General features: G+C 61.6%; 15 protein-coding genes. 2 read left to right on the forward strand and 13 right to left on the reverse strand.

The annotated features are described in order from the left end of the window. Window positions 1-597: 597 nt before the first annotated feature. Window positions 598-1,305 (forward strand): LysE family translocator, encoded by a 708-nt coding sequence (locus tag ACFRAU_RS03385; RefSeq protein WP_377998792.1) that lies wholly within the window; start codon window positions 598-600, stop codon window positions 1,303-1,305. Window positions 1,306-1,651: 346 nt separating this feature from the next. Here the strand turns inward: ACFRAU_RS03385 and ACFRAU_RS03390 are convergent, their stop codons facing one another. From ACFRAU_RS03390 to ACFRAU_RS03450, 13 genes are all read right to left on the reverse strand, one after another. After that, the gene (locus tag ACFRAU_RS03390; protein WP_377998793.1) at window positions 1,652-1,852 is read right to left on the reverse strand and encodes a hypothetical protein; all 201 of its coding nucleotides are present in this window, start codon (window positions 1,850-1,852) and stop codon (window positions 1,652-1,654) included. A gap of 43 nt (window positions 1,853-1,895) precedes the next feature. Continuing rightward, on the reverse strand, window positions 1,896-4,748 hold the full coding sequence (locus ACFRAU_RS03395) for an FAD-binding and (Fe-S)-binding domain-containing protein (RefSeq protein ID WP_377998794.1): 2,853 nt from the start codon (window positions 4,746-4,748) through the stop codon (window positions 1,896-1,898). A 40-nt stretch (window positions 4,749-4,788) separates the two neighbouring features. Then, window positions 4,789-5,862 carry an LLM class flavin-dependent oxidoreductase gene (locus tag ACFRAU_RS03400; protein WP_377998795.1) on the reverse strand — a complete coding sequence of 358 codons (1,074 nt, stop codon included), beginning with the start codon at window positions 5,860-5,862 and terminating at the stop codon, window positions 4,789-4,791. Window positions 5,863-5,939: 77 nt separating this feature from the next. Continuing rightward, window positions 5,940-6,734 carry a FadR/GntR family transcriptional regulator gene (locus ACFRAU_RS03405; RefSeq protein WP_377998796.1) on the reverse strand — a complete coding sequence of 265 codons (795 nt, stop codon included), beginning with the start codon at window positions 6,732-6,734 and terminating at the stop codon, window positions 5,940-5,942. Continuing rightward, window positions 6,731-7,276 (reverse strand): flavin reductase family protein, encoded by a 546-nt coding sequence (locus tag ACFRAU_RS03410; RefSeq protein ID WP_377998797.1) that lies wholly within the window; start codon window positions 7,274-7,276, stop codon window positions 6,731-6,733. Before ACFRAU_RS03410 ends, ACFRAU_RS03405 begins: the two co-directional genes overlap by 4 nt. Window positions 7,277-7,296: 20 nt before the next feature. After that, on the reverse strand, window positions 7,297-8,370 hold the full coding sequence (locus tag ACFRAU_RS03415) for an LLM class flavin-dependent oxidoreductase (RefSeq protein WP_377998798.1): 1,074 nt from the start codon (window positions 8,368-8,370) through the stop codon (window positions 7,297-7,299). A 101-nt stretch (window positions 8,371-8,471) separates the two neighbouring features. Next, on the reverse strand, window positions 8,472-9,680 hold the full coding sequence (locus tag ACFRAU_RS03420) for a mandelate racemase/muconate lactonizing enzyme family protein (RefSeq protein ID WP_377998799.1): 1,209 nt from the start codon (window positions 9,678-9,680) through the stop codon (window positions 8,472-8,474). 142 nt (window positions 9,681-9,822) lie between these two features. Further along, window positions 9,823-10,842, reverse strand: a complete 1,020-nt coding sequence (locus ACFRAU_RS03425; protein ID WP_377998800.1) for an alcohol dehydrogenase catalytic domain-containing protein — start codon at window positions 10,840-10,842, stop codon at window positions 9,823-9,825. Between the two features lie 43 nt (window positions 10,843-10,885). Continuing rightward, window positions 10,886-11,890, reverse strand: a complete 1,005-nt coding sequence (locus ACFRAU_RS03430; RefSeq protein WP_377998801.1) for an ABC transporter permease — start codon at window positions 11,888-11,890, stop codon at window positions 10,886-10,888. A 1-nt stretch (window position 11,891) separates the two neighbouring features. After that, complete coding sequence (locus tag ACFRAU_RS03435) at window positions 11,892-12,926, reverse strand: ABC transporter permease (RefSeq protein ID WP_377998802.1); 1,035 nt, start codon at window positions 12,924-12,926, stop codon at window positions 11,892-11,894. After that, complete coding sequence (locus ACFRAU_RS03440) at window positions 12,923-14,422, reverse strand: sugar ABC transporter ATP-binding protein (protein WP_377998803.1); 1,500 nt, start codon at window positions 14,420-14,422, stop codon at window positions 12,923-12,925. The genes ACFRAU_RS03435 and ACFRAU_RS03440 overlap by 4 nt, the downstream gene beginning before the upstream one ends. A 157-nt stretch (window positions 14,423-14,579) precedes the next feature. Further along, window positions 14,580-15,713 (reverse strand): sugar ABC transporter substrate-binding protein, encoded by a 1,134-nt coding sequence (locus ACFRAU_RS03445; protein WP_377998804.1) that lies wholly within the window; start codon window positions 15,711-15,713, stop codon window positions 14,580-14,582. A 45-nt stretch (window positions 15,714-15,758) separates the two neighbouring features. Next, on the reverse strand, window positions 15,759-17,210 hold the full coding sequence (locus ACFRAU_RS03450) for an NAD-dependent succinate-semialdehyde dehydrogenase (RefSeq protein ID WP_377998805.1): 1,452 nt from the start codon (window positions 17,208-17,210) through the stop codon (window positions 15,759-15,761). 303 nt (window positions 17,211-17,513) lie between these two features. Between ACFRAU_RS03450 and ACFRAU_RS03455 the strand changes: the two genes are divergently transcribed. After that, entirely contained in the window at window positions 17,514-18,674 is a 1,161-nt protein-coding gene (locus ACFRAU_RS03455) for a Gfo/Idh/MocA family protein (protein WP_377998806.1), read from the forward strand. Window positions 18,675-18,703: the final 29 nt, after the last annotated feature.

Raw genomic sequence — 18,703 nt, forward strand, 5'->3', positions numbered from 1 at the left:
GATGGCGCGAATTCTGGCTCGGGCAGTGATCAGGCGGGGCGGCCACCGCACAGTTACATGCTGAGGTAAGGGAAGTCGCGGCGCTCGAGGCGCTGAGCGCGAACGCGAAGGCCGCCGTGCTGCTCACAGCGAGACGCTGGCACGTCATGAAATCGGTGCGTTAGGCCGGCGCGACGTGGGCCCTGAGCTGCGAAGCACTGGGGATTACTAAACAAGCCGCCCATGACTTCTACCGCCGCAAGATCCAGGCGCAGGAGAAGTTCCTGCCCGATCTCCACGACGCGGCGGGGGCGCGCTGGAAGACTAGGCAGGGCTCTCCCGTTCACAAGGTCCACCTGCAAGGGAGTGGATCGTCGGACCACTCCCCCAAGTTGACGAAATCTGCACTATCGGTAAAGTGCGGGAGCGACTGGAGTCCAACCGGGTGTTGATGACACATCACGGTCACGGTTGTCGAGTGATAATAAGGTCCAGCTTCCGGGGACCGATGTGCACAAACGAAAGAGCCTCCTGATTGACCGCGGCCTGTTGCGCGCCCTACCGTAGTGGTAGAGCCACTTCGGCGCACCAATGGCTTATCGGGCCTTCGGGGAATCAATGATGGAGGTCTGGAAAGTTTGTGAAGAATCGAGATGGTTTACTGTTCCGGGTGTTGAATCGTTGATATCTCCGGATGCTGCGGTTGGAGTAGCCGTCCTTTCGCTAGCCGCCGCCTTGGTTCCGGGGCCCAATATGATGCATCTGGTCTCAGGCAGCATGCGACACGGCCGGGCGGCCGGGTTCATATCCCTGGCCGGAACGCTCGTCGGATTTGTTCCGTATTTGATCATGGTGAATTTGGGGCTCGCGGCCATCTTCTCCCTTGTTCCTGCGCTGTATGCGGGGCTGAAGGTGGCAGGGGCAGCCTATCTGATTTGTCTCTGTGTGATGGCGTTCCGTGGAGATAGACAAATGTGGTCGCCGGAAAGAGCTCGAAACACGGTGTCGCATTGGAGGCTGTTTCGGATGGGGTTGTTAACTAACGTCCTGAATCCAAAAACAGCTCTCATTTATTTGGCTCTTGTCCCACAGTTCGTAGTCCCTGGCGGCGATGCGGCCGGGCAAGGATTCGTTCTCGGCGGTATCCAAATCTGCGTTAGTCTCGCAGTCAACGCCGTTACGGTCCTGGTCGCCGCCTCCATCAGTGCTTCGTTGGCATCGAAGCCCAATTGGATGATGTGGCGGGGGCGGGTCAGCGGTGTGCTTCTCGGTGCGGCCGGGCTGATGCTGGGTCTGGACGCAAGCCATCCTCCCGCCCAACAGTGACATCGGATGATCATTCATCTCGGCCCTCGCTTTCAGCATGCGGGGAGTCCATGCAGGAGGCGATGCAAAGTTAGGGCCGCGCGGGGAAGTTGTTCAGGGGCATAGTCGAGGGCCGTTACAAGGTGGTCTGCCTCTAGCGCATCAAAGTAGAGTGCGTGAGGCAGCGGATCGCGCCGGAAGGTTTCCGGCCGTCACAGATAGGGGCACCGATTGTGCCGACAGGCCGGCCGTGGACATCGATTGCTACCCATGTATGGCCATCCGTGCGGCGCGCGGTTCCACGGCGAACTGTGGCGGGACTGCTCGATGTATCCATGCAGCGCGGGCATCGTGAAATCGGCGGCTGTCATGGGGTACGCCATACTTCGTACTGCTCCGCTCGGGCGAAGAGGCAACGTCCGAACATGGAGTAGACCCAAAAAATGGAGCCATCGGGGGCCACCACGTCGACGGCGCCGCTGTGGTGGGTGCCGTTGGCATCGGTGACGACTACTGTCTCCCCCGGCGTCAACAGTGTCCAGTCCACTACCAGCTCGGTGGCTTGCATATTTTGATGCGGGGATTCAGTGGTATCTTGCGCCATTGTGCGTTCATTCCTGCGTGTCCGGCCGGGTTCTTTCTTCCAGTAGCTCCAAGATGTGCCGGTAAGTCTCACCTGTTGCACGGGTCATGCCAAGTTCGCATGTGCGGTTGCAGGACGCGTGTGCGGTGGCGTCGAACGCAGCCACTTCGGCAGCCTGTTTCTGTGTGGCGGAATCGGTGAGCTCCGGGTGCAGCATTCCGCGGTCGCCGGCGAAGGCGCAGCATCCCCAGTTTTCCGGTGTTTGAACCGTGTCAGCGACAGCATGGGCGACAGCCGTTAGGGACCCGTTCAAGCCGAGCCTGGTGGACGAGCAGGTTGGATGCAGAGCCAACGAGTCCAACTTGGCGTATGCACCCAAGGATGGGACGATGCGTTCGGCCACAAACTGCACTGCGTCCCTGATTCGAAGGGGCCGCTGGCCGGGGCGCCGCGATTCGGATTCGACGACGGCGAGAAGACCCTCGGTGCAGGACGACGCATCGCAGATGATGTCCAGTTCACCGTCTCGGGTGGCTTCCCTCAAAGCGGCCAGCGTACGCGTGCGCATCGATTCGAGCCCTTTGACGAGCCCTTTTGAGGACCACGGCGTGCCGCAGCAGAGGCCATTGATGCGCTGTGGCACCAGCAGGGATATCCCTGCCCGCTCGCAAAGCTGTTCAAAACTTTCCTGCACGCCGGCATTGTTGTCGGCAGGGTCTGCTGGTCCGAACATCGTCTGCACGCAGGCAGGGAAATAGACCGCTTCGGCCTCCGCCTCGGGCGCCGGTCGTCTGCGCGATGGCCCTCCGGCTGGCAGCTCGGGCGAGTAGAGAGGGACAGTGTCACTTCCCAGCACGGTCCGGGCGACCTTGTTTGGAATCTGCACCAGGGGTGCGGGAAGTTTGGCGACCGTGGACAGGGCCGCACCAGCACCCCGGGTCACGGCTCCCCAATGATCTGCCGCCGCTTTCCATACTGTGTCCGCCGCCGTGTGCGGCGCTTCCCTGCGGATCCGCTTGACCAGGCTGCCCGTGTTAATGTCGACCGGACATGCCGTCTGGCACATGCCGTCCACAGCACAGGTTTGCACGGCTTCGTAGTCGTAGTCTTTCTCCAGTTGAGCCAGAAGGGCAGTATCTCCGTCGATCCGTGCCTGTTCCATGGCGCGCAGTGTGACGATGCGTTGACGCGGCGTAAGCGTGATGTCCCTGCTTGGGCATACCGGCTCGCAATATCCGCACGAGACGCACCTGTCCACTTCCTCGGCCACCGTCGGCGCGGTTTTGATGTTGACCAGATGCGCCTGCGGATCTTCGTTCATGATCACGCCGGGGTTCAGAATGCCTGCGGGGTCGAACAGCCGCTTAATTTCCCACATGACGCCATACAGCTCGTCGCCGTACTGGCGACGCACGTAGGCGGACATGACGCGGCCGGTGCCGTGCTCGGCCTTAAGGGAACCGTTTTCACCGAGTACAAGGTCTACCATGTCCTCTGTGAACGCGTTGTAACGCTCCAGCTCCGTAGCGGAGGCGAACCGGTCGGTGAGCATGAAATGGATGTTGCCGTCTTTGGCGTGTCCAAAGATCACGCTGTTGCGGTACCGGTACTTGTCGAAGAGTCGGTTCAGCTCTGCACATGTCCGGGCCAACGATGGCACCGGCACGACCACGTCTTCGAGCAAGGCTGTGGTTCCTTGGGGGCGGGCGCCGGCGACCGAGGCGTACAGACCCTTCCGAAGATGCCAAAGTTCCGCCCGTGCAGCCGCGTCGGTGCTGAATGCGGCCGGGCTGCTAAGTCCCAGGGCCATGATGGCCAAGGCGCCGGCATCTTGTGCTGCGGCAAGCTCGTCGGGGCTATCAGCTGCATACTCCACCAGTAAGGCGGCATGATCCTGCACATGCAGATCGCGCACGGCGGCAGGTGTCCCGGGAAGTGTCTGGCCTACCTTCAGGGACACTGAATCCATGAGTTCGATCGTGGCAGCGTTGGAAGCCACCAGGGCAGGAAGGGCCAGGTTCGCGGCCTGCAGATCCGGAAACACCAGCAGCCCTGTTGTGGAGTGCTTCTTTGTAGGAACGGTCCGGAACACGGCTTCGGCAACAAAACCGAGCGTCCCTTCACTGCCGACAATCAAATGTGCCAGCATGTCGACGGGCCGCGTAAAGTCCAGTAGGGCATTGAGCCCGTATCCCATAGTGTTTTTCATGGAAAACTGCTGTGTGACCGTGCGGACTGACGCGGGATTCCCGCGGACGCGCCGTGAGAGCCGGTCAAGGCCTTCGTGGAGGTCAGGTTCAAGGGCCCGCAAACGCTGGTCGGCGTCGGGGGCCCCGGTGTCTATGACGGTGCCGCTGGGCAGTACGACCGTCACGGACTCCAGTGTGCTGTATGCGTTGTCGGCGGTGCCGCAGTGCATACCGGAGGAATTGTTAGCCACCACTCCCCCGATAGTGCAGGCTGATTCGCTTGCCGGGTCCGGTCCGAACTTTCGGTTGTACCTGGCCAGGCGGGCATTGAGCATGCGCACGGTGACGCCGGGCTGGACGCGGACCTTTTCGCCGCCATCGAGCACCTCAATGTCCTTGAAGTGCTTTCGAACATCCATAAGGACGCCGTCTGTCAGTGCCTGTCCGCTCAGACTTGTCCCGCCCGAGCGTAGGGTAACCGGCATTCCGCTGGCAGCGCCGGCACGAAGCAGCGCTCCAACCTCGCCGGCATTTCTGGGCGTGGCAAATGCGCTCGGTATCAGCAGGAAGTGAGAAGCGTCGTGAGCGTTGGCGTGAAGGTCGATAGCCCGATCGCTGATCTGAACTGTGGCGTCTACAGCGGCACGGAAGGCGGCAAGCATGGTGCTGTCCTTTTTCTCGGACAGCACCATGAACAGCGCCGTCTCTGGAGGATTCGAGTCTTTTTGGCAGTCAGAGGTGTGGTGCGACGTCGGTTGCGAGCAGCTTCATGCTCGCGCGCTCCTGCTCCGTGTTGTGGCCCCAGTCCTGCAACGCGAGGATCAGGGTGCCGAAGGGGCCGGTAACTTCCTGGAAGGCCTTCAGCTTCTCGATCACGGTGGTGGGGCTGCCGTGGATGACCATGTCGTCAACGAGGCCTTCGACGGTGATGTCTTCGTCCGGGATCTTGGGGTCGGACTTGAGGGCATTGCCGAAGCCGCCGGCGCTCAGCGCCTTCCACAGGTAGTCGTACGTCATGTACATGCCGCCCTTGGGATCCATGGCGACATCGCGGGCCTCTTCGTCGGTGGGGGCGACCACGATGTTGCGGGCCACACGCCAGGTTGACGGATCCGGGGTGTAACCGGCCTTGGAGGCACCCTCCTCATACTTCACCCAGTGCGAGGCCACGCTGGCGGTGGGGATGAAGTTTGCCGATACGGGGATCCACTTGTTTTCTCCCGCCATGGCGCCGAGGCCAGGGTATGAACTCATGAGAGACGTGGCGATCGGCGGGTGCGGCTGCTGGTACGGCTTTTGCATGTACCCGGTGCCGAGCTCGGCGTTGCTGGTTTCCAGCTTGACGGAGTAGAACTCCCCCTCGAAGTTGTACGGGGGGTCGCTGGCCCAGATCTCCTGGATGTACTCCACGGATTCCAGCATTTTCCGCAATCGGGGCCACCCTGCGGTGTTGCCGAATAGCTCAAAGTCAGTGGCCAGTGCACCTGGCCCGATGCCGAACAGGAGGCGGCCGCGGCTCATGTGGTCGAACTGGGCGATTTCCGCTGCCACAGTGGCCGGATGGTGGCACGGCAGGTTGATCACGCCGGTGCCGAACATGATGTTTTTGGTCTGCGGAAGGGCCGCCGACATCAGCATCAGGGGGGATGCGAATGGTTCGACGGTCGCGGTGAAGTGCTGTCCGACCCAGGCCTCTGTGTAGCCGAGCTGGTCGGCGAGGACAATTTTGTCGATGTCCTCATCAAACAGGTCAGAGACGGGTCGGGCCGCATCGTGGAACGGCATCATGAAAAGGCCCAGTTTCATTTTCTTAACTCCAGCTTCTTTGATGGGATAGTCCGCTTTTCAGTTCGGACCCTTGCTGTGCCTGCAGCAGGGCCTGGTCAGGCCGATTCGGCTGGCTGTGCCAGGTGTTGGCTGAACCAGTCATCAACCCGGCCGATATGCAGGCCCATGAGGCTGGCAGCCCGCTCGCAATCCTGATCGCGAATGGCATCAAACAGGGCAAGATGCTGCTCGTGCGACACCCCGCGCTGCACTGGCGAGGCGAACAAGGCCTCTCTTCGGTTGCGCGACAGAATGTAAAACGGTTGCACGAGCCGACTCAGAATCTCGTTGTCCGTGGCCCGAAAGATCTCCATATGGAATTGGAAATCGTAGTCCGACGCCGTCTCGGCATCGACGACGGTGTGCTCAAATCCGGCAAGTACGGCAGAGATCCGCCCGAGTGCTTCGGCCGTACGGCGCAGACAGGCCAGATGGATCGCTTGCACCTCGATGATGCGCCTGACTTCAATCGAATCCGTGTTGACCTTGTCGCTCAGCGGCAGCCCCACCTTGGTCGAGAGGACGAGCGCCTCCAGGCTGGTCGTTTCGGGGTTGTCGCTCAGAAAGACGCCGCTGCTCCGTTTGCGCTCCAGATACCGTGTTGACTCCAGCATGGCCATGGCCTCGCGCACGACGCTTCGTCCTATGTTGAACCGTTCGGAGATCTCACGCTCGGAAGGGATTCTGTCCCCTGGCTGGTAGCCCCGGAGTTCGACCAACTGGATGATTTCGGCGACGATCTGAAGCACTTGGGCTTTTTGCTGTGCCGGTTTGCCGTTCATCGCTGGGTTTGCCGGACGCGTGCCGGCTGCCAAAGCCTCACCCGTCCTGCTGCGGGCCACGTCGTTCACTGGCTCGTGATTCCCCGGTACATCCGGTCCCAGTAGACCAGGGGAACTCTGGGTGAGCCGTCTTCGGTGGAGGCGTTGAAGTTGAGTCCGGCGACCTGGCCAAGGAACACGGTGTGGGTGTGTGTTTCCAGCTTTTCGGACAATTCGCAGTCGATGGACACTAGCGCCGACTTGAGGGCGGGGGCGCCTGTGGCGATGGTTCCCCAGTTCCCGACGGTGAATTTTTCGCTGCCGCTGAGGCCGCTTCGACCGGCGAACCCGTTGGCCACGTCCTGGTCGTCGCCGGAGAGGACGTTGACGCAGAAGAACCCCGACTTCCAGATCATCTCGCGGGCCTCGCCTGAGCGGTTGGCGCAGACGAGGATCATGGGCGGTTCCACGGACAGGCTGCACACGGCAGTGGCGGTCAGCCCCCGCCGCGTATCACCTATTCCTGTTGTGATTACCGTGACCGCACCGGCGAGCAGACCCATAGCGCCTTTGAAGCCTTCAGTGAGGGCCGGGTCCGACTTCCATGTGTTTGAATCGACAATTGACATCATGCACCGTCCTTTCGTGCGGATCAGATGTGGGGTGCGACGTCGGTTGCGAGCAGTTTCATGCTCGCGCGTTCCTGCTCCGTGTTGTGGCCCCAGTCCTGCAGGCCGACAACCAGGGTGCCGAAGGGGCCGGTGACTTCCTTGAAGGCCTTCAGCTTCTCGATTACGGTGGCCGGGCTGCCGTGGATCACCAGGTCATCAATAAGGCCTTCGACGGTGATGTCTTCATCCGGGACGGAGGGGTCGGTCTTGAGGGCATTGCCGAAGCCGCCGGCGCTCAGCGCCTTCCACAGGTAGTCGTATGTCGTGTACATGCCGCCCTTGGGGTCCATGGCGATATCGCGGGCCTCTTCGTCGGTGGGCGCGACCACGATGTTGCGGGCCACACGCCAGGTTGACGGGTCCGGGGTGTAGCCGGCCTTGTCGGCGCCTTCGAGGTACTTCACCCAGTGCGAGGCCACGCTGGCGGTGGGGATGAAGTTGGCGGATACAGGGATCCACTTCTTCTCCCCCGCGATTGCACCCAGGCCGGGGAACGGGCTCATGAGCGACGTGGCGATCGGCGGGGTCGGCTGCTGGTACGGCTTCTGCATGTACCCGGTGCCGAGATCGGCGTTGCTGGTTTCCAGCTTGACGGAGTAGAACTCCCCCTCGAAGTTGTACGGGGGGTCGCTGGCCCAGATCTCCTGGATCATGTCGGCCGATTCAAGGAACTTGGCCAGACGCGGCCATCCCTCGGTGTTGCCGAAAAGCTCAAAGTCACTCGAGAGCGATCCTGGACCGATGCCGAAGATGAGGCGTCCGCGGCTCATGTGGTCGAACTGGGCGATCTCCGCCGCGACGGTTGCCGGGTTGTGGCACGGCAGGTTGATCACGCCGGTAGCGAAAGTGATGTTTTGGGTCTGCGGGAGAGCCGCCGACATCAGCATCAGCGGCGACGCGATCGGTTCGACGGTCGCGGTGAAGTGCTGTCCAACCCAAGCCTCTGCATAGCCGAGCTGGTCGGCGAGAACGATCTTGTCGATGTCCTCCTCGATCAGCTCTGCGACCGGGCGCGCGGCGTCGTGGAAGGGCATCATGAAAAGGCCAAGTTTCATTTTCTTTAAGCTCCAGCTTCTTTGATGGGAAAGTGAGTGGCTTCTAGCCGGTAGTACCAGTTTGGTCGCCCACTTTGGTTATGTCAATGGGGGTTGCCGTCTTAGACGAAGTTCTTGCCTGGGATGAAGGGGTGTCGTTCGATGAACGACTCGTCCACGTCCACGCCGAGTCCGGGCTTCTCCGTCATGGCGACGGTTCCTTCCGGCGAGATGGAGAACGGCGAGGATGTGAGCTCTTCACGGAACGGATTGTCGGGGGTTACATCGGCTTCGAAGTAGCGGGCGTTGTCGATGGACATGAGGACATGGATGGAGGCGGCCTGGCTCAGTCCTGTGACCGAACTGTGCGGTGCGATCAGGAGTTTGGAGGCGGATGCCAGCCCAGCGATTCGCATTGTCTCGGTGATGCCTCCTGCCTTTGCCACGTCCGGCTGAATCATTGAAACGGAGCCGTCCTCGATGAGCCGTGCGAATTCGTATCTGGTGTAATGGTTTTCGCCGGCAGCCAGCGGAATCGTGGTCTGTTCGGAGGCCATCCTGTAGCTGCGGTGGTCGTTTGCGGGGAATGGCTCCTCGAGCCACGCCACACCGAGTTCCTGAAAAGCCGGAAGGACCCGGCGGACGTCCTCCATCGTGTAGCCGGTGTTGGCATCAACGAGGATGGTCAAGTCATCTCCGAAGTGTTCCCGGACCGCCCGAACACGGCTGATGTCGGCGGCGGCGGTATCACCCACGCGCAGCTTGACTGCCTTGTATCCGCTTTCCACTAGGGGAACGGCTTCATTAACGAGGGAGGACGGCGCCTGCCAGCCCAGTGCAACGCCGCCGGCGTAGGCCTGAACCGGTGTAGGGCTGCCGCCGAGCATCCGGTACAGCGGCCAGCCCACTGCCTTGCCACGGATATCCCAAAGTGCCATATCGATGCCGCTCATACCGATAACGGCAGCCGCGCCCAGGCCGTGGCTGCGGAGCTGCCAAGTGTAAATTCGGTCCCAGAGTTCTACGACGTCCAAGGCTGAACCCGGCATGAGGATGTCCCGCAGTGCGGTATTGATGGTCTCGGCTACGACGTTCGCAGCACGGGCGTGGTGCGCTTCTCCGTAGCCGATGATTCCGCATCGCGTTGTAATCTTCACGACGACGGCGTCTCGCTTGACTGCCCGTCCGATGGCCAGTTGGGATCCGTTGGTCAACGCGACGGAAATCGGGGTCGCAACAATATCGACGATGTCGAAGTCGCTTCGTTGATGACTGCGAGCCTGGTTGATTAATTCCTGCGGCTCCGCGGTCACTACGCCGTGGGTGTTCATAGCTGGTACTCCTTAGGTGGGCGAAATCTGGTGGCGATGGATTGGCTGCCCGCGGCCCGTCCCGATGGCTGTCGTGCCGGCGTCCACCGTGGGGGCAGGACGCCGGCCGTTGTAACGGTCTCTGGCCGTTCGTTTTGTGGTGTCAGGGCTGGAAAATGATCTTTTCCGCGCTCCGGTTCACGAGCATTTCAAATGCCTTGGCGGCGTCATCGAGCGGCATGCGGTGGCTGATGATTTCGCCGACCGGAACCTTTCGTTCTATGAGGAACTCCTGGATGTGGGAGAACTGCCACCTGGGGAAATACCAGGAACCGACCACCGTTGTGAGCTTGCGGAGCAGCTGCCCGCTGGGATTGATGGTCAGGTTGGCGTTTTCGCCAACCAATGCGACCCGTCCCAGGGGCCGGACGATGTTCAGTGCCGATTCCTGTGCCCTGCCATTGCCGGAGCATTCGATGATCACGTCCGGTCCCCCGCGGCCGCGGCTGAGTCCGAGATCGGTAATTCCGGAGTCGACGGATTCGAAGACTTCGTCAGCGCCCAAATGCAGGGCCAGTTCGCGCCTGTGGGCGACGGGATCGACTGCGAAGACCCGTGCTCCATTGGCTTTGGCCGTGGCGACGGCCGCGGAACCCATCGGTCCAAGGCCGCTCACCAGCACCGTGTCAGCACCGGATACACCCAGACGCTGCTGGATACTGAATTGCGTTCCGAACATATCCGTGGAGACGGCACCCTCTTCAAAGCTCAGTCCGCTGTGCAGGGGCATGCAGTTATAGGCAGGAATCGAGATGTATTCAGCGTCGCCTCCCTGCAGATCGAAGCCGATGGTCTGCAGGCGGGAACACAGCATTACGTAACCTTCGAGGCAGTACTCGCACCGCAGGCAGCCTACGGCCAGGTAGACGGCGACCCGGTCCCCGGCTGAGATGCCGGTGACGCCCGGTCCGAGTTTCTCGACGGTTCCTGTGACTTCGTGTCCCGGGACGGGGAATTCCTGGCGTTCACCCACCAACTGGTTCCCGCGAAGGACGCTCATGTCGCTGCCGCAGACTGCGGAGGCTTTTACTTTGATCAATACGTCTCCGAACCCGGGTTCCGGCGTCGGCAGATCGCGAACGGTAACGGATTCATCTCCGGGGAGGACTACTGCTTTCATCATGTTTCCTTTACAACGTGTTGTTCCTGGTTTGTGGGGATGACTGCTATGCGGCGACGGCGGGCTGCCGGCGGCGGATGGCTTTGCGCAGGAATCCCAGCGGGATCTGTCCGCGAGAAACCATCTCCGACAGGAGCGCGACCAGCAGCAGTCCGCCCGAGAGGAGCTGGGAGATGTAGGTGGGTGCGCCGAGGACACTGACGCCGCTTGAGATCACGCCGAGGGCGATCGCGCCGATCAGGATTCCCCAGGGTGAGCCCTTTCCGCCGCTCAAAGCGATTCCTCCGATGACGGCCGCGGCAACGGCCGTCAGCAGGGTCTCGCTGAATCCGGTCGGTGTTGCCCCGCCGATGCTCAGTGACACGAGTGCGCCGCCGAGGGCGGCCATGCCTCCCGAGAAAGCGAACGCGATGGTGACGGGGCGCTGGGGTTTGATTCCGCCGGCGACTGCCTCGCGGCGCCCCCCGCCGATTGCCATGATTTCATGGCCGATCTTCGAGTAGTTCAGAGCCCACCAAACGCCGACCACCAGGGCGATCAGCAGGAAGCTGAAGGGGGAGAACATGAGTACCCGGGTGTTCAGCCATTTCCCGAATTCAAAGGAAGTCAGGGAGACGGATGCGTCGCCTGCAAGCAGGTACGCGAATCCCCGGAAGAGAATGAGGGTTCCGATTGTCACGACCAGGGAGCTGACGCGCAGCAATGCGATCAGGAAGCCTTGGGTTGCGCCGAGTCCAATCCCCACCGCGACGGCCGCGGCGACCGCCGCTCCGGGGCCGAGGGGTGCCATGGATACGGCGATGACGCCGCCGAGGACGGTCATGGATCCGACCGACAGGTCGAATTCGCCGGCCAGCATGGTGACGCCGACACCGACCGCTGCCAGGCCGATGGGGGTGGCGACTTGGAGGATCGAATAGAGGTTATTTACAGAGATGAAGCCCTTGATAACGATCGAAAAGGCTGCAATGACGACCACAAGTATCAGCAGTCTGAGGAGCAGGTCCTTCCGCGTTGCATTGGCGGTTGCCCAGTGTGCGATATTTGGCATGTCAGCGGGACCTTTCTTTCATCAGCGAATAGGCCAGGACGGCTACGACGACGGCCCCGCCAACGAGGCTGAGACGGATTCCGGTGCTCAGGCCCAGAATTTGTAGGAGATTGTTCAGCAGGGCGATGAAGACGACGCCGATGGTCGTCTGCAGGATTGACCCCTGGCCGCCGCGTATGGCGGTGCCTCCGACGAGGACCGCGGCGATGGCGTCGACGTCGAGGGAGGTGAACTGGGACGCGTCCGCAACGCCAAATTCGGCGGCTGTGAGCACTCCTGCGATGCCGGCGGTGAGTGAGGCTACGAGGAAGACGATGGCGATGATCCATCGGACGTTGTAGCCGATGGACCGGGCGGTGTCCTTGTTGGCGCCGAGCAGCACGGTCCGCCGGCCGAGGGTTGTCTTTTTCAGCAGCAGGTGGCACACGATGGCGAGGAGTACGAACGCCCAGGTCGCGACCGGAATTCCGAGCGGCGATGACTGTCCGAACAGGGCGAGGGTATCCCCGTCCGGTGGCAGGAGTCGAACGCGCTTGCCGCCGGTGACTACGAGGACGATGGCCAGCAGAACCGCGCCGGTCGCAAGGGTGACCACGATGGGGTTGCCGCCGGCGCCGACTACCAGGCCCTGGATGAGGCCAATGATGAGGCAGACGGCGGCGACGGCCAGGAGCCCGGTCAGGAAGCCGCCGGCGCTGGCGGCGGTGGCGTAGACGACGGTGGAGAGGATAGCCGTCTGGGCGACCGACAGTGAGAAGTAGTTTCCCGAGATCGTCACGAACGTCAGGCCGATTGCCACCACACCGGTGATTGATGCTGCACGCAGGACGCTCAGAAGGTTCGCCGGGCTTAGGAACTCCGGCACGAAGATGCCGCCGGTGACCACCAGCGCCAGCACGGCTCCGACCATGACGAGCGTCGCTACAGTGCGGCGCCTTTTGTGTTTGGCGATGAGGTCCAGGTCGGTAACGAACCCGGATGAGGCTGGGGTTGAGGACGGGGACGAGGGGTTGTCCGTCGTTGCCGCTGTCGTCATGATGACGTCCTTTCCGCCGCAAGAGCTGGTGTGCTTAGTTCGTGCTCGAGGTCGCTGACAGTGATGTCTTTGGCCGCCCTGACTCCCACCAGGGAGCCGCGGTAGAAGCTGGCGACCGTGTCGGAAAGGCCGAGTACTTCCTCGGCTTCGGTGGAGGTCAGGATCACGGTGAGGCCCTTGTCCGCCAGCCCGCGCAGGTATGCGTAGATTTCCGCCCTGGCGCCGACATCCACGCCTCGGGTGGGCTCGTTGACCAGCACGATTTTCGGGTCGATGCCCAGCCATTTTCCGAGCACGACTTTTTGCTGGTTGCCGCCGCTGAGGGTTTCGACGGGGTGCGGCAGACGGGTGGCGTTGACGCCGAACGCCTTGGCCAACGAACTGCCGAGTTCTTTTTCACGCCGGCGTGAGATCCAGCCTGCTGTGCTCACGGAGGCCAGGGCGGGCGCGGTGAGGTTCTCCAGAACCGATCGAACGCCGAAGAAGCCGTCCCGTTTGCGGTCATCGGAGCAGTAGGCGATACCGAGTTGGGCTGCTTTTCGGGGTCCGCTGAGTCGCGCGGGTTCACCGGATACCGCGACGTCGCCCGCCTGGATGGGCCGCACGCCGGCGATGACCTCGAGAATGACCGCTGCGGCGCTGCCGAGTTGCCCGGCAAGTCCGAAGATCTCACCGCGCCGGACGCACAGGGATACGGGCCTGTCGATGCCTTGGGCGGTGACCGAGTCAAGGCGGAGGGCTTCGTCGTTCCTGAGCGTCTCGGCTCTCGGCGGGTACAGGGCTCCAAGCTGTCGCCCAAGCATCAGTTCAATGATGTTGGAGATCGTGAGATCGGTTCCGGCAAGGGGCTGGAGGCTGCGGCCGTCTCGGATGATCAGGGCACGGTCAGCGATTCTCATGATCTCGTCAAGGCGGTGCGAGATGTAGACGACTGAGTGTCCGTGGGAGCGAAGGTCGGCTACCACGGCAAGCACGCGGTCAATCTCGGGCTCGGAAAGGGCTGCTGTGGGTTCATCCAGCATGATGACTTTGGCGTCGCGGGCCAGGGCGCGTGCCAGTTCCACGAGTTGCTGTTCTCCGATGGAGAGCCTGTCGGCTGTCATCATCGGGTCAACGTGGCCCAGGCCTGCTTTCTCGAGGTAGGGCTGGGCCCGGATCGCTGCCTTGCGGGCCCCGTAGATCTTGCCTATCCGTTTGTTGGACAGGAAGACGTTTTGGCCCACCGTCATGGTCGGGACAATGCTCAGTTCCTGCTGCACTACCGTTACGGGAGAGTCTTCCCTGGCGAGGTCGTGCGCGGCGATGGGTTCGCCTTTGAAGAGGATTTCGCCGGCGTCGCTTTTGAGCCGTCCCGAGAGGAGACCGATCATGGTGCTCTTTCCCGCACCGTTGGGGCCGAGAAGTGCCAGGACCTCGCCTTCCCGAATGGTGATGCTGCCGTCTGCGACGGCGATGACCGAGCCATACTGCTTGCGCAGGTTGCGCGCTTCGAGCACGACCTCGCCTGGTTCTGTCCGTGTGGTTTCTTGTCCCACCGGAATACCCGCTTTCTGCAATTCGTAGACTTACTGAGAGGTTGAGACCGGGCGGCGCAGGTTGTGAAGTGTCATTACCGCAGCTTCCTGCACCGCCCGCCGTCAATGACCAGCGTGGTTAGTAGGTGCACCACGTCTTTGCTGGTTCGCCCCACAGCTTCTGGGTTTCGTAGTCGCCCGAGAGCACGTACGGCAGCGGAATCAGGTTCCTTTTGCTGATGGTGTCCGGCAGCTTGGGAGCTGCGTCCGCATCGGCCGGGGCAACGTACTCGCCGTCCTGGACCTTCGGATTCTTGAGGTAGGCCAGGATTCGATCTGCTGTGAACTGACCTTCCAGGCCCGAACCCTGGACGATGGTGTTGTACTGCTTTCCGGACTTCACTGCTGAGTCATCGCCGTGGCAGGCTCCGCCGATGACCATAACGTCGGTGCCGGGCTTGTATCCGGCCTGTTCGAGCGCCCGGATTGATCCGATCGCCACATCATCGTTGGGCGCGTACACCACATCGAAGCCTTTTGCGCGGTTGGCTGCGATCATCTGGTTCATCAGTGTGAAGGCGTCCTGAGCGCTGAATCCGGCGGCGTTGCCTTCCGCGACGACGTTCATGCCGGATCCTTTGATCCCGTCAACGAGGCCGGCCATGCGGTCGCGGGTTGCGCCGTATCCGACCGGGAAGTTGGGGACGAGGATGCCGCCGCCTGCGCTCGAAAGCTTGTCGCCCTTCTTCTTCAGTTCGTCGCGTGCGGCAATGGAGGCGTCGGCGGCGATTTTTCCGGCCTGAAGGTCCGAGACGCCCGCGAAGGCGGTGAGCATGTTCTCGGTGCCCTTCACGGGCAGCTGGTTTGTCTGGAAGACCGGTACTCCGCTGGCGTGCAGGGCCGAGAGCGATCCGACCTGTGCTTCGGGCTGGATCGGCCACCACAGAAATGCTGCGGGCAGGTTCCCCGAACCCAACGCCTGCTGCACGGCGGCCTCAGCGGCGGAGGAACTCTCCTGGGTGACGGCTCGAAGTGTGTAGCCCTCTTTGGACAGTGTGTCTTTGAAGTAGGTCAGATAGTTGGCGATGTAAGGGTCGGTGGTGGGAGGTACGAATGCGATGACCTCTTTGCTTCCGGATGCTGCCGCGCCGCTGCTGCCTCCGGATCCGACCTCTGCTGTGCCGCAGGCGGAGAGTCCAAATAGCAGGACGCTCGAGGCTGCGACGAGCCGGAGCGTGGCCGACTGTGCTTTCTTCCACTTGGAAATGGGCATGACTGAGTTCTCCTTTGAACAACAAGTGTGGAAATTGTTTGGGGGTTAGAGCTGGTTGATGAGTTTCTTGGTCATGTAGGCTTCGAGGCCTTCGGCCCCTCCTTCGTGTCCATAGCCGCTTTGCTTCACGCCGCCGAAGGGGGTTTCGGGCAACGATGTCCCGCCGGTGTTGACCGTGACGAGTCCGGCCTCGATGCGGTCGCTGAGGATCCGTGCCGTTCGTTCGTTTTCCGTGAAGGTGAAGGCTGTCAGCCCGAGGTCGGAGGAATTGGCGCGGCGGATGACGTCGTCGAGATCGGAGAACCGTGCGATCGGGGCGATGGGCCCGAAGATTTCCGAGCGCATCACCTCAAAGTCGTCATCGACATCCGTGATGACAGTGGGTTCGAAGAAGAATCCCTTGTCGCCGATCTGGTTGCCTCCGAGGACTATCTTCCCTCCGCGGGACTTGGCATCGGCCACGAAGTCCAGCATTGCCTGGAGCCGGCGTTCGTTGGCAAGGGGTCCCATGGTGGTTTCGTCATCAAGACCATTCCCCACGACTACCTGCTGTGCTTTGGCCACGAATTTCTCCACAAACTCGTCATAGCGGGATTCATGGATGAAGAACCGGGATGGCGCCGCGCAAATTTGCCCGGTCTGGCGGAACTTGAAACCGGCCATTTCCTGGACGGCGAGGTCGATGTCTGCGTCCTCACAAACGATCACCGGTGCGTGTCCGCCTAGCTCCATGGTGACGCGCTTCATCGTTTGAGCAGCAAGCTGGGTGAGGTGGACACCGACCCGGACGGAGCCGGTGAAGGTCAGTTTGCGGATGACCTTCGAAGCCAGCAGGTGTTCGGAGATTTGAGTGGAGTTTCCGAAAACGAGCTGGAAGACCCCGTCAGGCAGGCCAGCATCGCGGAAGGCCAGGTAGATTTCATATGCTGTTCCGGGGGTCTCCTCGGAGGCCTTTGCGATAACCGAGCATCCTGCGGCTACTGCCGGACCGACCTTTCTCATCAGGGTCAGGGCCGGAGCGTTCCATGGGGAAAAGGCGGCCACCGGGCCGACAGGTTCCTGGACCACCAGCACACGTCCGTGGGGGAAGCGGCTCGGAATGACCCGGCCGTACGACCGCCGGCACTCGTCGGCAAGCCAGTCGAGCAGGTCAGCTGAAACCATTACCTCGCCCAGCGCCTCGCGGAAGGTCTTTCCGTTCTCGAGAACCATTGTGGTGGCGATCCGCTCTGACCTTTCCCGCAGGATGGCGCCAGCGCGCCGGACGATGGTTGACCGGTCGAAGGCAGACACCTGCTTCCATTCCTCATATGCCGGGCCGGTGGCGGCGAGTGCCGCGTCCAGGTCAGCGTCAGTGGCCTGTGGAACGAACCCAACGACCGCACCGTCGGCTGGATTAACCACGTCCGACACCTCCCGGTCAGACGGCGGTATCTCACGACCGCCTACTGCCAGGAAAATCTCGGGGTACGTCGTGGGTCCTACGTTCTTCATCATTGAAAATCTCCTCGGCACGCTTCTTCGGCGGGGCCTTCGAAAGGGAACTTTTTGGTCGACACGACACTTGGTGGACCAAAGTGGTAATGCCAGATTAGGCACACCAGATCGTGATGTCAATCATATTTTCGGCACTCGCCTGCCACCTTGTTCACGCCCTCACCAACGCCCTTCGCCTGCGGGCGCGAGTCGCGGAACCGATCAAGAAGAGATGGTTGACATACCAAAGTGGCCATACCACTATGGTGCTATTGACTGGTAGGCCGCCCGGCGACCACGAACTCAACGGAGAGTCAGCGAAGCATGAAGCATCTCAATGTCGCGATGATTGGTTCAGGATTCATGGGTAAGGCCCATGCTCTGGCTTACGCGAATATGCCCGTCCACTTCTATCCGGCGCCGGCAATCCCGGTACGCAAGGTCGTTGTCGATGTGAGCCCTGAGCTTGCAAAAGCCGCGGCGGAGCGGCTTGGTTTCGAAGAGTCGAGCACCGACTGGCGGGAGGTGGTCAATCGGCCCGACATCGACATTGTCGATATCTGTACGCCGAACGATAGCCATGCAGAGATCGCGGCTGAGGCGGCCTGGGCCGGAAAGCACATCATTTGCGAGAAACCTCTGGCGCGTAATGCGAGCGAGGCAAAGACGATGCTGGAAGCCGTCACTGCGGCCGGCGTGACTCATGCTGTTGGCTTCAACTACCGCTATACACCCGCCATCCGGATGGCAAAAAAACTCCTCGACGCCGGGCGTATCGGCAAAGTGCTGTCGTTTCGTGGCCACTACATGCAGGACTGGTCCGCCGACCCGAACACCCCATCCTCCTGGCGTTTCTCCAAGGCGACGGCCGGTTCGGGGGCTCTGGGTGATATCGGAACGCATGTAGTGGACACGGCGAGATACCTGCTTGGCGATATTGAAGCCGTCAGCTCGGTCCTTGCCACCCACGTCACCGAACGTCCCGCCAGTTCCAGTGCATTCGATCAACTTGCCTCAGGGGACCGTTCTGGAAGCGGTGCCAAGGTTCCGGTCGACGTGGATGACGCGGTCTACAGCCTCCTGCGGTTCTCCAGCGGAGCGATCGGGACGCTGGAGGCGACCCGGAACGCCCGGGGACGGCACAACTACCTGGGATTCGAGATACAAGGCGCAGACGGAACCATCGTCTTCGACTACGAACGGCTCGGTGAGCTGCAAGTCATGTTCGCCAACGACCGCGACGACGTCCAGGGATTCCGAACCGTTCAGGCCGGGCCTTTCCAACCATACGGTGACAAATTCTGGCCGATTGCGGGAATGGGCACAGGCTACCTGGACGTCAAAACCATCGAATGCTACGAGTTCATCAAAGCCGTAACCGAAGGCCGCCAGGCAGCCCCGAGCTTCGAAGACGGCTACAAGGTCGAGTTGGTGGCCGATGCCATCCAGACGTCCGCGAGTACAGGGCAATGGGCCGATGTCTGATCTGAACAGCGACACCCGCGATCCCCGAA

Source organism: Arthrobacter sp. NPDC056691 (assembly GCF_042791415.1).
Lineage (GTDB): Bacteria > Actinomycetota > Actinomycetes > Actinomycetales > Micrococcaceae > Arthrobacter.

Coding starts and splice junctions, on each gene's coding strand:
- ACFRAU_RS03435 (WP_377998802.1), bottom strand. CDS start 12,926: ATGACGACAGCGGCAACGACGGACAACCCCTCGTCCCCGTCCTCAACC.
- ACFRAU_RS03415 (WP_377998798.1), bottom strand. CDS start 8,370: ATGAAACTTGGCCTTTTCATGATGCCCTTCCACGACGCCGCGCGCCCG.
- ACFRAU_RS03410 (WP_377998797.1), bottom strand. CDS start 7,276: ATGATGTCAATTGTCGATTCAAACACATGGAAGTCGGACCCGGCCCTC.
- ACFRAU_RS03425 (WP_377998800.1), bottom strand. CDS start 10,842: ATGATGAAAGCAGTAGTCCTCCCCGGAGATGAATCCGTTACCGTTCGC.
- ACFRAU_RS03445 (WP_377998804.1), bottom strand. CDS start 15,713: ATGCCCATTTCCAAGTGGAAGAAAGCACAGTCGGCCACGCTCCGGCTC.
- ACFRAU_RS03385 (WP_377998792.1), top strand. CDS start 598: ATGATGGAGGTCTGGAAAGTTTGTGAAGAATCGAGATGGTTTACTGTT.
- ACFRAU_RS03455 (WP_377998806.1), top strand. CDS start 17,514: ATGAAGCATCTCAATGTCGCGATGATTGGTTCAGGATTCATGGGTAAG.
- ACFRAU_RS03390 (WP_377998793.1), bottom strand. CDS start 1,852: ATGCAAGCCACCGAGCTGGTAGTGGACTGGACACTGTTGACGCCGGGG.
- ACFRAU_RS03395 (WP_377998794.1), bottom strand. CDS start 4,748: ATGGTGCTGTCCGAGAAAAAGGACAGCACCATGCTTGCCGCCTTCCGT.
- ACFRAU_RS03430 (WP_377998801.1), bottom strand. CDS start 11,890: ATGCCAAATATCGCACACTGGGCAACCGCCAATGCAACGCGGAAGGAC.
- ACFRAU_RS03420 (WP_377998799.1), bottom strand. CDS start 9,680: ATGAACACCCACGGCGTAGTGACCGCGGAGCCGCAGGAATTAATCAAC.
- ACFRAU_RS03400 (WP_377998795.1), bottom strand. CDS start 5,862: ATGAAACTGGGCCTTTTCATGATGCCGTTCCACGATGCGGCCCGACCC.
- ACFRAU_RS03450 (WP_377998805.1), bottom strand. CDS start 17,210: ATGATGAAGAACGTAGGACCCACGACGTACCCCGAGATTTTCCTGGCA.